Genomic DNA, 12,054 nt, shown 5'->3' on the forward strand with positions numbered 1-12,054 from the left:
GAGCGCCATTAGATTTTATTCAAGGCATGTTGGGGCATGAAAAAGCATCAACCACTCAGATTTACGCCCAGCTGCGCGGGGAACGCCGTCGAGAACTCTACCGTCATTACTTTTAGGGTTTGTAGCGGCGGGTGTCATATTGAAGCCACCGTTCAACTAAAGGGCGGGATACTTCGATGCTGTCACGAATAGATACGGAAAGCGAATTAGTATGAAAATAGCGAGGTCATAGGCCTATGGGGGTTAATTCAAAAGGAAGACGCAAGTTAGAGTATTGCGACACGACGTATTATTGGAATGTTCACCAAGATGCAGAAGATTACGGACGAATCAATCTTAGTATTGTTTCAGAGGATAAGAAATTTATTGTTTCATATCATGTGGCACAAACAGACTATGATAAGACACCGCACATTGTGGTGAAAGGAATGGAGTTTGCAGGATTAGAAAATCACCCTCATAAAGGTTGGGTAAGAGTACAAACTCCAATTTGGGATGACCGTATCGTTACACCAAGTCTTGTGAAGACAATAATCGAATGGTGCTTGCGTCCCAAAGTTCAACTTATTTTTGTTAATTGTGCAGGCAAAATTATATAAAACTTTTACATCTTAACTGATTAAGTTAACGGGTACGATAGTGCAATAGTCATCATGAGAAAGCTGCCGTTTTGATATTATCCCCTTTAAGTAAACAGTGCTAAGAAAGCGCACTACAGTGTACTTGGAGGGGATTTTTATGGGGAAAATAAGAAAGACATACGACGTGGAGCTTAAACATAAAGCCGTTAAGATGTTCATCGACGAAAAGCGGGGATTTAAGACTTAACAAATGTAGCAGTAAATGAACGATGGATCCAGTTACGTTTACCGTCTGCCGACGCTGCTTTTACGTCCCAATGCAAACCCGTTCTTCCATGCATCAAGCAAAAGAGACATTATGTTCTCTTTTGTTTCCTGATCCCATCTGTTGATCAATCCAACGGTGCTACGTTCGGAGTCAGAGAGCTGCCGGCCGATTGCATTCTCAATCGAATTGATGTTCATTGCGAAATCCTCCTTTTTCGTCTGCGTGGTCGCCAAACGATCGTGCACTTATCGGCAGCATTGTCGTCCATCAGCCCAATTAGGCTGGTGCATAGCCCCAGCACGTTTCCAATGGATTTTAGCTTGATTTGATAAGTATCGACGGATTTCTTAAATAATTATCCTGGTTTGCCAAACAAACATTTAGTTCATCGTTGGTCTGGAAATGAGTTGGGGATGACAACGGGTTTGCCACAAGCGTATTTATATCTATTGAAAGATTTTGATCAACCCATGATTGGAAACGATTTGTTGGGATACCTAATGCATTGATAACATGTTCAATATTTAGTGTGGACTTCATTTAAGATAACCCCCTATAGATAAAGGTGGTCCGGTTGCACTACTAGCTCAACCAAGTCCAAGTGCCCAAATATAGACATGGTTTCATTGCTTACCTTGGGACTATAGTAACAAAATTTTCTTATTATTTCTGTTTCGTATGCCACAGTTTTTTAGTTATTTTAAGAAATATGAATCTTTTCACCTATTTTTGGAGTTGTTACTTATTCTTTGCTAGACGATTAAAGACATGGTGTGAAGGGTATAATCGAAGCTAGTTTTATCCCAGCCTGAGCTAGCTTTCATATCTGCAGAAAATACTGGACTTATCGTTCCGAAAAAGTATATACTGTACCTACGGAAAAGGAGGGAGAGCCATGGGACGCTACAAAGAGTTTGATAAAGAATCGGTGCTTCATAAAGCGATGCTCGTTTTTTGGAAGAAGGGCTACGAAGCGGCAAGCATTCCCGATTTGCTGGAAGCTATGGATCTTAGCAGATCAAGTTTGTATGAAACGTTCGGGGACAAGCAAACGCTGTATATCGAAGCGATTAACTGGTACAAGAAGTGGAAGCAATCCAAACGGGACATCCTCGTTAATGCGACATCCGCCAAATCGGGAATCCGGCAGTACTTCGAGATACACATCGATTCCGCCTTGGGCGGCGAGTCGCCGAAGGGCTGTCTCATTACTAATGCAGCGGTCAGCATGGATTCGCCAGACGAGCAACTGAATGTGTTGATCAGGGAGCGGTTTGACGAGTTGGAGAAATCCTTCTACGAGCTGCTGCGCAAAGGTCAGGAGACGGGAGAAATCATGCCTGAGAAAGATATCAAGACTTTATCTTATCTGCTCACAAACCTGAATCATAGTATAAATATCGTTGTGAAGGTGCAGGGTGACCGCAGTAAGATGCAGCAGATGATAGACATGGTGATGGAAATGCTATAAAACATTTTTTTTTGCACATTTCGGAACGAACGTTCCGGAAAATTTCTGGTAAGAAAAGGGGACTTTCTATGCATTCAGCTTCCATTCCAACGGAAAAATCGGTCTCGACAGCGCTGATTTTTATCCTAGCAGCCGCTTGCGGCATCATAGCGGCAAATCTTTATTATGCTCAACCATTGATAGGCTCGATCGGTTCGGCCATCGGACTCTCCTCCGGGGCTGCCGCCCTTATCGTTACGTTGACTCAAGTCGGCTACGGGATCGGCTTGTTATTTATCGTACCGTTGGGAGACATCCTGGAAAATCGTAAGTTGATCGTTTCATCATTGCTCCTAACAGCCGCCGTTTTGACAATTGCCGCTGTAATCAAAAGCGCCATCCTGTTCCTCACCGCTTCACTCGTGATCGGAGTAGGTTCTGTAGCAGCACAAATCCTTGTGCCGTATGCGGCTCATCTTTCGCCAGAAGCTGTGCGCGGTCGCAACGTGGGCAACGTCATGAGCGGGCTGCTTCTGGGGATTATGCTCGCGCGTCCCATTTCAAGCTTGGTGGCGGAGTATATGGGCTGGCGCGCCATATATTTCATCTCCGCCGCATTGATTTTCGCGCTGGCTCTTGTATTGGCAAAGGCATTGCCCTCAAGGAAGCCTTCGGCGGCTACAGCTTACCCGGCGCTGCTGCACTCCATGCTGCATCTGCTGAAGGCGACACCGGCATTGCGCCGGAGGGCAATTTATCATGCTTGTGTATTCGGTACGTTCAGTTTGTTTTGGACTACAGTTCCGTTGGTATTGACAAGTCCGCCGTTCCATTTCACTCAGAAGGAGGTCGCTCTGTTCGCATTAGTCGGGGTAATGGGGGCAATTGTGGCGCCAGCAGCGGGCCGTATGGCAGACCGTGGATGGGTTCGCCCGGCTACGGGATGGGCATTGGGCATCGTCATCTTTTCCGGGCTGCTTCCTTTGCTGGTTCCATCAAATTCTGCACTCGCAGTCCCCGTCCTCGTAGTTGCGGCGATTTTACTTGACATGGGGGTTTCCGCCAACATGGTTCTCGGGCAGCGGGTGATTTTCTCTTTAGGAGCGGAATTTCGCAGTAGGCTTAACGGTTTGTATATGGCGATTTTCTTTCTAGGGGGCGCTATCGGCTCAGCGGCAGGGGGATGGGCTTATGCGATGGGGGGCTGGGAGGCGGCACTGCTGATCGGAATCGCCTTACCGGCCATCGCCATGGCGTATTATGCGACGGAGTTTTCGAGATTAGGGAAGGAAAATCTCATTGATTGAGAAGCGCAGTTGAGTAATCCATACGTTCTAAGCCAAGCCAACGGCAGACGATAGCTCAATCATGGTACGACGGCAGCCGGCTTGACGCATCGGCAGCCGTCTACCGTTGAAGCAATGGCAGGATACCGCAACAACGACTAAATTTATGCGTTATAACTAGTGATAACCTTTAATTAGGGTTAGGGGGATATGGATGAGCGAAATCATAACCAAAGCTATATTATTCATGCTATATCTTCCAGTATTAATATGGGTACTTGACTTCTTTAAAGGACAACTATTTATTCTAATTACCTTACTTATTATCTTTTCTGTTTGCTATTCAATTATTGAATCAAAAGTAATGTATTATGCCAAAAGCATTATACAAAAAATGAGGGGGATTCTAAATTTTGAATGGTGAGTTTTACAGTATTTCTTCGAAAAAAGCTTTAAGCTAACAAAGACGATCATGGGATGATCAGGGAGCAGATTGCCGCGGCAGCTGCTCTTTCTGTCATTAAGCGAAAGGGCAGATTAGCAATCTGTAAGAAACAATCCGAACTGAAATGTCTTAAAATATAGTTTATGAACAGAGATTGGAGGGCGTTATCGAAATGGCTAAACTGATCTACCCTATTAACGTATCTTTGGACGGTTACATGGAGGACGAGCGCGGCAATCTCGAGTGGTCGATCTCCGATGACGAGGTGTTTGCGTTCTGGACTGACTTCCAGCGGCCGATTGGCACCTACCTATACGGGCGTCGAATGTACGAGTCGATGGTGTACTGGGAGACGGCGAACATCAAAATGAACCCGTCCAGCGGCGATCAACTGGAGGTAATGCGGGACTTCGCGCAGATTTGGCGAGCTGCTGAGAAGATCGTGTTTTCCCGGACACTTCAGTCGGTTTCAAACGCTAGGACTAGGATCGAGCGCGAATTCGATCCTGATGCGATCTGGAGGCTGAAGGAGTCTTCAGGAGCCGACATTACGATTGGCGGCACCGAGCTTGCTGGGCAGGCGATGAGCGCGGGACTGATCGACGAGTGTCATCTGCTTGTTAATCCGATAATCTTGGGTGGAGGTAAGCGAGCATTGCCGGACAACCTCAGCATGCGGCTCGAGTTGCTCGGTGAGCGCCGCTTCCGATGCGGAGTTGTTCAGCTTCACTACCGCGTGATCGTCTGACCGTGACACTAGAGTGAATTCAGGAGATACGTTTTCGGGCTTACTTTAATCGAGTGAAATTTACGCAATCCGGAAGTTATGAGCGGCTTCCATTTTTAAACTAAGGGGCACGCTAGCTATATAACGAACTAAGACGCGGCTGCCGGTACAAACCGGCAGCCGCGTTATACTATTGGCAAGATAGTTCAATAAAGTGCCCACAATTGTTAGAATCAATTAACATTAAGGGCAGTTGGCTTGAATTCAACTGCTGTTATTTTTCAACTGGATAATTTAACCGGACCTCGAAACTGGCAGATTGGTTTAGGGGGATTTGTCATAATAATGCATCTATGTTACGTTGAATTTGGTGAATGAATCCATCACTGAACGCTGGAAACACTATTCACACCACAAGAATCGGATATGGAAAATAATTTGGGCGTTGTTTATGACGGTCCGTTCTGTGGAACCATTATGCAAGATGTTTCAAGTAACACAGTTACCCATTGTCATAAACCGTCTTGCCTTTCGTACTATTTGTGTAAGATAATGGCATGAGCCGCTTAAATTTCAGATAAAGGAAGACGATTTTATGTTTGGAGCCACTATACTTCTGGTTGATGATGAGAAGGAAATCACCAATCTTCTGGAAATTTATTTGAAAAATGAAGGATTTCATGTGTGTACGGCGAGTGACGGTGCTGAGGCTTTGGAAATTTTACAAACGACTACGGTTGACTTGATCATTCTTGACGTCATGATGCCTCGTATGGACGGGATTCAAGCTTGTATGAAAATACGCGAGGAAAAGCAGATGCCGATCATCATGCTATCCGCTAAAGGCCAAGAGATCGATAAAATTACGGGATTAAGCATTGGAGCGGACGACTATGTGGTTAAACCATTCAGTCCTCTGGAAATCGTTGCCCGGGTCAAATCGCAGCTTCGCAGATTCATGCAGTTCCATGCGAATCAAGCAAAGGATGAAAGTGAACTGGTGATCGATGATCTCATCATAAATTTGAAGACGCATAAAGTGTTTGTCGATAACAACCAGGTCAAGCTGACGCCGCGTGAATTCGCTATTTTGCAAGTGCTTGCCCAACACCGCGGCAACGTGCTAAGTATGGAGCAAATCTACGAATCCGTGTGGAACGAGCCATTCTACGAATCCAATAATACGGTTATGGTTCACATCCGCAAAATCCGGGAAAAGCTCGAAAAAGATCCAAGCTCCCCGCAGTACATCAAAACCGTATGGGGAATAGGCTACACAATTGAGTAGTCTATAAATATCATAAGGACGGATTGGAGTTCGGACGTGGAAATAAAATTCATCAATACGATGCGCTGGAAATTTATATTGCTGTTCGTGCTCAGTATTGCATTAACTGCCGTCACCGAACTTATCGGTTATCGGCTATTTTTGAAGCTTGTTTTTGTATGGCCTTTCTCTGCGCCGACGCGCTGGGTCGTCAATCATATTGGCTCTACGCCGATCATGATTATTTCCGGCTGCGTGCTTTTCCTTGTCTATTTCTTTGTGCTCAGCAGTAAAGTTTTTTCGTATTTGGAGGAGATCACACGGGGGCTGCAAGAGATATCTCAGGGCAATCTGTCGTATGAAATTACGACCAAATCATCGGACGAATTGGGTGTCTTGGCGGAACATTTTAATCATATGACCAAGCAGCTGCGGAAGTCGATTGAAGAAGAGCGAAATGCCGAAAAAACCAAAAACGAGCTGATCACAGGGGTATCCCACGATCTACGCACTCCGCTCACCTCGATTCTCGGTTACTTGGAGCTGATTGAGACGGATCGCTATAAAGATGAGGTGGAGCTGCGGTATTACATAAACATTGCCTATGAAAAAACGAAAACCTTAAAAAAGCTGATCGACCACCTCTTCGAGTATACGTCGCTAAGCGGGCAAGGCATTCAGTTTCAAATGAAAAAAGTAAACATCCTGGGCTTCCTGAAGCAATTGGCGGAGGAATTCACCCCCCAGTTAAGAAAAGCAAGCATGTCATGCCGATTGACTGCCCCGGACGATAGTTTGTATGTGCTTGCCGACGGCCACCAATTAATGCGTGCGTACGAAAATATTATATCCAACGCGATTCGTTACGGAAGCACCGGCAAATCTATCGATATCCGGATCAGCAAGGTTGAAAACGAGGCTGTCGTGGAAATCATCAACTATGGCGAACCGATTCCCGAGCGTGATATCCCTTATATTTTCGAACGATTTTATCGAACCGACAAATCAAGATCTTCACAGACCGGAGGAACCGGGCTTGGGCTGGCCATCACGAAAAGCATTATCGAGATCCATGGCGGGTTGATTTCGGTTCGGAGCAGCCGCAAGGAAACGGTCTTTGAAACCAGACTTCCCATATACGAAAATGTATCTCCAGGATCACAAGAAGGCCGTTAACCGGCCTTTTTTACAGTGTAGAATTTAAAAATTTCGGGGCTCCCCGAAAGTACCTGAATCAGCTTCGAAGCCAAGGCCCCACTTTGTGGGGTTATTTCTGTTTGCAGCATTTCTTAATTTTTATTAAGAATCATTTAAGCGTCCGCTAAGCGCCTGCATAAGGAACATTAACATTTCTCGTTTATACTAGACGACGGCAGAGATAATGAAGTACCAATCCTGCTATAACAAATAATATAGGCAGAGGTGTTCATCATGTTTAAAAAAAGGGCTCAGTTTATAGCGGGGGCGATATTCATAGTGTTGCTGGGACTGGGGATGGGATGGTATATGAACTCGTCGAAAAACGGCGATGCAGGAGTTCATGTGCCGCCGACCGGGAATGTGAAGCGCGAGCCTCAGGTCGTTCAATCCGTGGACAAGTTGAAGGAGAGTTATGACGTAGTGGTTGTCGGTACAGACCCCGAGGGGATTGCAGCAGCTATCTCAGCGGCTCGCAACGGGCTGCAGACACTGCTGATCGACAGCCGGAACCGGCAAGTTCTGGGCGGGCTGATGACGGTCGGTTGGTTGAACAGCATCGACATGAATTGGGACAAAACATCCACGAAGCTGCCGGGAAAAGAGCAGGATTATTATAACAAAGGAATTTTTACGGAATGGTACAATAAAACGGAAGGCCATTCTTTTGATGTAACGACGGGAGCCAATGCTTTTTACGACTTGGTTAAGGCGGAGAAACATATAGATCTGTATATGAAGGCTTCCTCCGTGGAGCCGATTGTGCAAAAGGATGGGGCTAACGCAGGGGTCCAAGGCATCACTGTCGGCTTACCGGACGGAACGAAGCAAAAAGTACAAGCAAAAGCCGTCATTGACGCTACCCAAGACGCAGATATGGCGGCCGCTTCCGGAGCCTCGTTTACAATCGGCCGCGAGGATCTGGGTGATGAAGCATCGCGAATGGCGGTCACCGCGGTATTCCGCTTGAATAATATCGATGATAAGGCATGGAGCTTGATTGCCAAACGGTTAAATGGAGACGGGGACAGCAATACCGGCGTCAGTAAAATGTCCGCATGGGGCTACGGCAAAGAAATGAAGGGCTACGAACCGCTTAACAAAGAACGCGTGAAAATGCGCGGTCTCAATATTGGCCGGCAGCTCGACGGGACGATTCTGATCAACGCCCTGCAAATCTTCGGAGTTGACGGCTTGAATCCTCAATCCGTCGAGGAAGGAATGGATATTGCGAACAAAGAAATCCCGAATGTCGTTAACTACTTGAAACAATTCGAGGAGTTCAAAAATATTGAATTCAATGGAATCGCTCCTGAACTCTATGTTCGTGAGACACGCCATCTGAACGGCTTGTATCGTTTAAGCGTCATCGATTTACTGGAGAACCGGGACCAGTGGGATCGCATCGCCTTCGGCTCTTACCCTGCAGATATTCAACGAACTTCTCCGAATGATAACGGGTCTGTTGTCGTGGATCCATTGAAATATGCGGTACCGTTCCGCAGTATCGTTCCGAACAATGTGGATGGGATTCTTGTCGTGGGAAGATCCGCAAGCTATGATACGCTAGCACACGGCAGCGCACGTGTCATTCCGGTCGGTATGGCCGAAGGGCAAGCAGCGGGTGCGGCCGTCAAGCTGGCGATCGAACATGGAATTACTTTTCGAGCGATGGCCGAATCGAAACCGCTGATTGCCGAGCTGCAGAAGTCGCTTAATGATCAAGGCATGGACCTGAAACCTTATACGACCGAAAAGATGAGCTTTATGAATCATAAGCAATACGATGGCCTGAAAGCCGCCGTTTACATGGGGCTGGCTGTGGGCTCGTATCATAACGAGGCGTTTAAACTGGACAACCCTTCCAATATGCAGCGTATTGTGAATGAACTGAATATTATAAAGAAAAAATATAAGCCATATTTTGCAGGAAACCCTTCTGAAGCTCTGAAAAATGTGAATGAACCTGCGAAGCAAGCATTGACCTTGCAGCAAGCGAGCTATACGATTGCACTAGGAGCAGGAATTAAGACAACCCCGGAAAACGCTCAGGCCGAATTGTTAAGCAAGGGACTTGTTACCAAATCCACCATTGCACTGATAACAGACCCAAATAAATTGACAGATGGAGATGTGTTCATGATGCTCAAAGATGCCGTCGAAACATTGACCGCTGTTCGTTTCAACTGACGCTATCTTTTGGACGATTTATAAAACAGTACGGCTAGGAAGGCTGCCGATCATCTTGCGCGGCAGCTTCATCTCAGCGTATTTCAGACTTACGCCAGCAGAAACGGAGAACGATTAATGGATATTAGCTTTTATGATAATAAAGAGCTTGTAGCAAACGAAAAAGGTATTATTTCAGTTGACAGAGTGTACTGCTTACATTTCAATGAGTTTATTGAAGCCACATGGGAACAACTTCAGCAAGTTTATTTGGTCTTGCCACAATATCTTGTTAAGCCGCATCAATGTCCTATGTGGTTTGGTGAGGAAGGAATATCACCTAACTACCTATACGCTTCAGTTGAACCCTCAGGATTACAAATCGTCGGAGAATTACCAATCGAACAATGGGAGCTATGGGAGGAGGCATTTCATGCACAACTTTCGAGGTTCTCATTCCCTTCATTTGAATGTTAACTTGCTAAGCTAATAGGAGACGGTTGTGTTCATCTAGACATGACAGCAGTCGGTCAGAACTATTAACTGCAGAATACTTTATTCAGAATCGATTTCGTTCTGATCTCCAGCATGGGGGTTTTAGGATCTTTAATTTTCATCTGCCGTCGCTAGAGGAAGTCCGCAAGCAAAGCTTGAAAATCGAACGGGTTACCTTCTTTGCAGAAATGATGGTGCAAAGGTCTAATTTACCATAAACGAAAACGACCGTCCTTATGAGTTTGATGGTAGAATCCGTATAAGTACATATGAAAAAGGGGTATAAAAGCCGGACGATAGAGAGATGATATATAGTCGTGTTCATAATCTTAAAAAAGCATTATTAATTTACTCTGACTAACGTCAAGTAGAAAAGCGGTAATCTAGGATTTTCTAGTCCAGATTACCGCCGTTTCATTTTGAGGTTATAATACCCACAATAGGGTTCTTTAGCAGTTTCACGATACTTTCGTGTGTTTGACTGTTCTTTCATAAAAATTGAAATAACATTTATTAAAGATTGCGAATATTATCACAGAATGTTTCTCTGTAATGGTTTAAGTTAAACTGTTTCTCCAATGATTCAATCGTATTCCAAAATTCCACCTCATCGAAGCCTTTCAAGTCATCAATCATGGATTCTGCAAGATTATGAAACGCATGCGCAATTCGAAAATTTCTATAACAGTTTTCCTCATTAAAACTCCCGCTGTTTTTTATGTCAAGGAATGCCAAGTAAATTAGCTTTCTGTAAGCCTGTTTCTTAATTTCATTCATTCTGCTATCTCCTATTCATTTACACTACGCTTCTAGTCGTCATAACACTTCGTCTTTTACAGCTTTCAGTTAATCCAGTCCTAAACTCTGTTTCTATAATAGCTTTAGTCTAACATCAAAATGTTAAATTGTTGTATAAATAAGGGAAATGAATCATCTTAACTATTCTAAAGGGGAAGTACAGCATAATAAATGGTTTACATACAAACATACATTCGATATTATGGTGTGAGATATTCCATAATTTGGGGGTGTTTTAGTGAGTAATTCCGAAAACATTCGAGATGAAATAATAGATACGATCAATAAAAATTGGGAAATAAAAACCTATGATTTCGAAGAGATCAATAGGGGATATAAAAATTTAAAGTGGAAACTGAATACAGATAGAGGCCCTCTATTCGTTAAGCAATACAATTGGCATCGCTACAGCAATCTTGATAGCGTAAGGATTGCTCTTGGTTTTCAAACTCAATTAAATAATTTAAATATACCTTGTCCACGAATTTTTGATTGTAATGGTGTGCTTATTCATGAGACACCTTATGGCGAGCGATTCGTACTAACAGATTTCTGTGAAGGTAAATTAATTCGCCCAGGCGAGGCTAATGCGGAGCAAATGTATTCTTTGGGAAGGGCAACAGGAAGAATGCATCGAATTCTTGGAAATAGTCATTCTTTATCTAAGAAACTCGATTGGAGCATCCCATCGAGAGAAAGAATGTTAGCGAGTTGGGCCAGACGCTGGGATCAAGCTGTGGCATCGAACTCTCGACATTACATTACTGCCCTAGAAAAACAAAAGAGGATAATTGAGACAATCGATATGTCGTTATTTTCACAATGCGAAATAGGATGGGTTCACTGGGATCTTTGGGTTGATAATCTGCTATTTAATGAAGATAGTCTTTCAGCCATATTGGATTTTGATCGACTAAGCTTTATATATCCTGAATTTGATATATCAAGAGCAATATTATCTTGTACACTATGGTACGATGAACTTATGCTTGAAGCAGCTAATGCATTCGTCAAAGGATATAATGAAAGCTTACCGTTGACGCGTGAAAAGATTGTTCGTTCTGTTAAATTAACTTGGTGGAAAGAGGCTGAATGGGTTGGTGTAAATGCTGAAAGAAGCGGACCCACGAATCAAAGGTTTGTAGACGAATCGATTTGGATAGCAGATAACTGGTCAAATCTTAAAAGCATTTTTTGTTGAATTAATGGACAACGAAAGTTTAATATACAACTGCGACGCCGCTGCCGGCATCGATCGGTAGCTGCGTTACGCTAACGGGCAGGATACTTATAAATGGGATAGTACAATATCCTTATGATAGACCTCCCCAAGCTGACTGTAACGGAAAAAGATGCTGAACGATCGCGGAA

The 12,054-nt window shown here is 44.3% G+C and carries 11 protein-coding genes, 1 pseudogene and 1 riboswitch; of the genes and pseudogenes, 10 read left to right on the forward strand and 2 right to left on the reverse strand.

Annotated elements, in window-relative coordinates:
• Positions 1 to 5 precede the first annotated feature (5 nt).
• Positions 6 to 116 (forward strand): annotated as a pseudogene (locus tag B1728_RS37360) (integrase); the annotation flags it as partial.
• Positions 117 to 236: 120 nt separating this feature from the next.
• Positions 237 to 599, forward strand: a complete 363-nt coding sequence (locus B1728_RS21980; RefSeq protein ID WP_079912538.1) for a hypothetical protein — start codon at positions 237 to 239, stop codon at positions 597 to 599.
• A gap of 267 nt (positions 600 to 866) precedes the next feature.
• Here B1728_RS21980 and B1728_RS21985 read toward each other — a convergent pair whose 3' ends face one another.
• Positions 867 to 1,046, reverse strand: coding sequence for a hypothetical protein (locus tag B1728_RS21985; protein ID WP_079912539.1), 180 nt, complete (start codon positions 1,044 to 1,046; stop codon positions 867 to 869).
• Positions 1,047 to 1,416: 370 nt separating this feature from the next.
• A riboswitch (cyclic di-GMP riboswitch) is annotated at positions 1,417 to 1,484 on the reverse strand.
• A gap of 260 nt (positions 1,485 to 1,744) precedes the next feature.
• Between B1728_RS21985 and B1728_RS21990 the strand changes: the two genes are divergently transcribed.
• The 7 genes from B1728_RS21990 (at position 1,745) to B1728_RS22025 (ending at position 9,867) form a co-directional block, all read left to right on the forward strand.
• Complete coding sequence (locus B1728_RS21990) at positions 1,745 to 2,320, forward strand: TetR/AcrR family transcriptional regulator (protein WP_079912540.1); 576 nt, start codon at positions 1,745 to 1,747, stop codon at positions 2,318 to 2,320.
• Positions 2,321 to 2,388: 68 nt separating this feature from the next.
• Positions 2,389 to 3,606, forward strand: coding sequence for an MFS transporter (locus B1728_RS21995; RefSeq protein ID WP_079912541.1), 1,218 nt, complete (start codon positions 2,389 to 2,391; stop codon positions 3,604 to 3,606).
• A gap of 596 nt (positions 3,607 to 4,202) precedes the next feature.
• Entirely contained in the window at positions 4,203 to 4,778 is a 576-nt protein-coding gene (locus B1728_RS22005; protein ID WP_079912543.1) for a dihydrofolate reductase family protein, read from the forward strand.
• Positions 4,779 to 5,352: 574 nt separating this feature from the next.
• Entirely contained in the window at positions 5,353 to 6,045 is a 693-nt protein-coding gene (locus B1728_RS22010) for a response regulator transcription factor (RefSeq protein WP_079912544.1), read from the forward strand.
• Between the two features lie 36 nt (positions 6,046 to 6,081).
• Complete coding sequence (locus tag B1728_RS22015) at positions 6,082 to 7,200, forward strand: sensor histidine kinase (RefSeq protein ID WP_079912545.1); 1,119 nt, start codon at positions 6,082 to 6,084, stop codon at positions 7,198 to 7,200.
• A gap of 330 nt (positions 7,201 to 7,530) precedes the next feature.
• Complete coding sequence (locus tag B1728_RS22020; protein ID WP_256865454.1) at positions 7,531 to 9,411, forward strand: FAD-dependent oxidoreductase; 1,881 nt, start codon at positions 7,531 to 7,533, stop codon at positions 9,409 to 9,411.
• A 117-nt stretch (positions 9,412 to 9,528) separates the two neighbouring features.
• Positions 9,529 to 9,867, forward strand: a complete 339-nt coding sequence (locus B1728_RS22025; RefSeq protein ID WP_079912547.1) for a hypothetical protein — start codon at positions 9,529 to 9,531, stop codon at positions 9,865 to 9,867.
• A gap of 531 nt (positions 9,868 to 10,398) precedes the next feature.
• Here B1728_RS22025 and B1728_RS22030 read toward each other — a convergent pair.
• Positions 10,399 to 10,662, reverse strand: a complete 264-nt coding sequence (locus B1728_RS22030) for a hypothetical protein (RefSeq protein ID WP_079912548.1) — start codon at positions 10,660 to 10,662, stop codon at positions 10,399 to 10,401.
• Between the two features lie 259 nt (positions 10,663 to 10,921).
• On the opposite strand from B1728_RS22030, the gene B1728_RS22035 reads away from it, so the two are divergent.
• Positions 10,922 to 11,884: a phosphotransferase gene (locus B1728_RS22035; RefSeq protein ID WP_079912549.1), complete on the forward strand. Its 963-nt coding sequence runs from the start codon at positions 10,922 to 10,924 to the stop codon at positions 11,882 to 11,884.
• Positions 11,885 to 12,054: the final 170 nt, after the last annotated feature.

Origin of the sequence: Paenibacillus sp. 32352 (genome assembly GCF_002042965.1) — a bacterium.
GTDB lineage: Bacteria > Bacillota > Bacilli > Paenibacillales > NBRC-103111 > Paenibacillus_S > Paenibacillus_S vulneris.

What these genes read in the sequence shown, in the direction of transcription:
- B1728_RS21980 (WP_079912538.1), top strand. Translation starts at nt 237, where the DNA reads ATGGGGGTTAATTCAAAAGGAAGACGCAAGTTAGAGTATTGCGACACG.
- B1728_RS21985 (WP_079912539.1), bottom strand. Translation starts at nt 1,046, where the DNA reads ATGAACATCAATTCGATTGAGAATGCAATCGGCCGGCAGCTCTCTGAC.
- B1728_RS21990 (WP_079912540.1), top strand. Translation starts at nt 1,745, where the DNA reads ATGGGACGCTACAAAGAGTTTGATAAAGAATCGGTGCTTCATAAAGCG.
- B1728_RS21995 (WP_079912541.1), top strand. Translation starts at nt 2,389, where the DNA reads ATGCATTCAGCTTCCATTCCAACGGAAAAATCGGTCTCGACAGCGCTG.
- B1728_RS22005 (WP_079912543.1), top strand. Translation starts at nt 4,203, where the DNA reads ATGGCTAAACTGATCTACCCTATTAACGTATCTTTGGACGGTTACATG.
- B1728_RS22010 (WP_079912544.1), top strand. Translation starts at nt 5,353, where the DNA reads ATGTTTGGAGCCACTATACTTCTGGTTGATGATGAGAAGGAAATCACC.
- B1728_RS22020 (WP_256865454.1), top strand. Translation starts at nt 7,531, where the DNA reads ATGAACTCGTCGAAAAACGGCGATGCAGGAGTTCATGTGCCGCCGACC.
- B1728_RS22025 (WP_079912547.1), top strand. Translation starts at nt 9,529, where the DNA reads ATGGATATTAGCTTTTATGATAATAAAGAGCTTGTAGCAAACGAAAAA.
- B1728_RS22030 (WP_079912548.1), bottom strand. Translation starts at nt 10,662, where the DNA reads ATGAATGAAATTAAGAAACAGGCTTACAGAAAGCTAATTTACTTGGCA.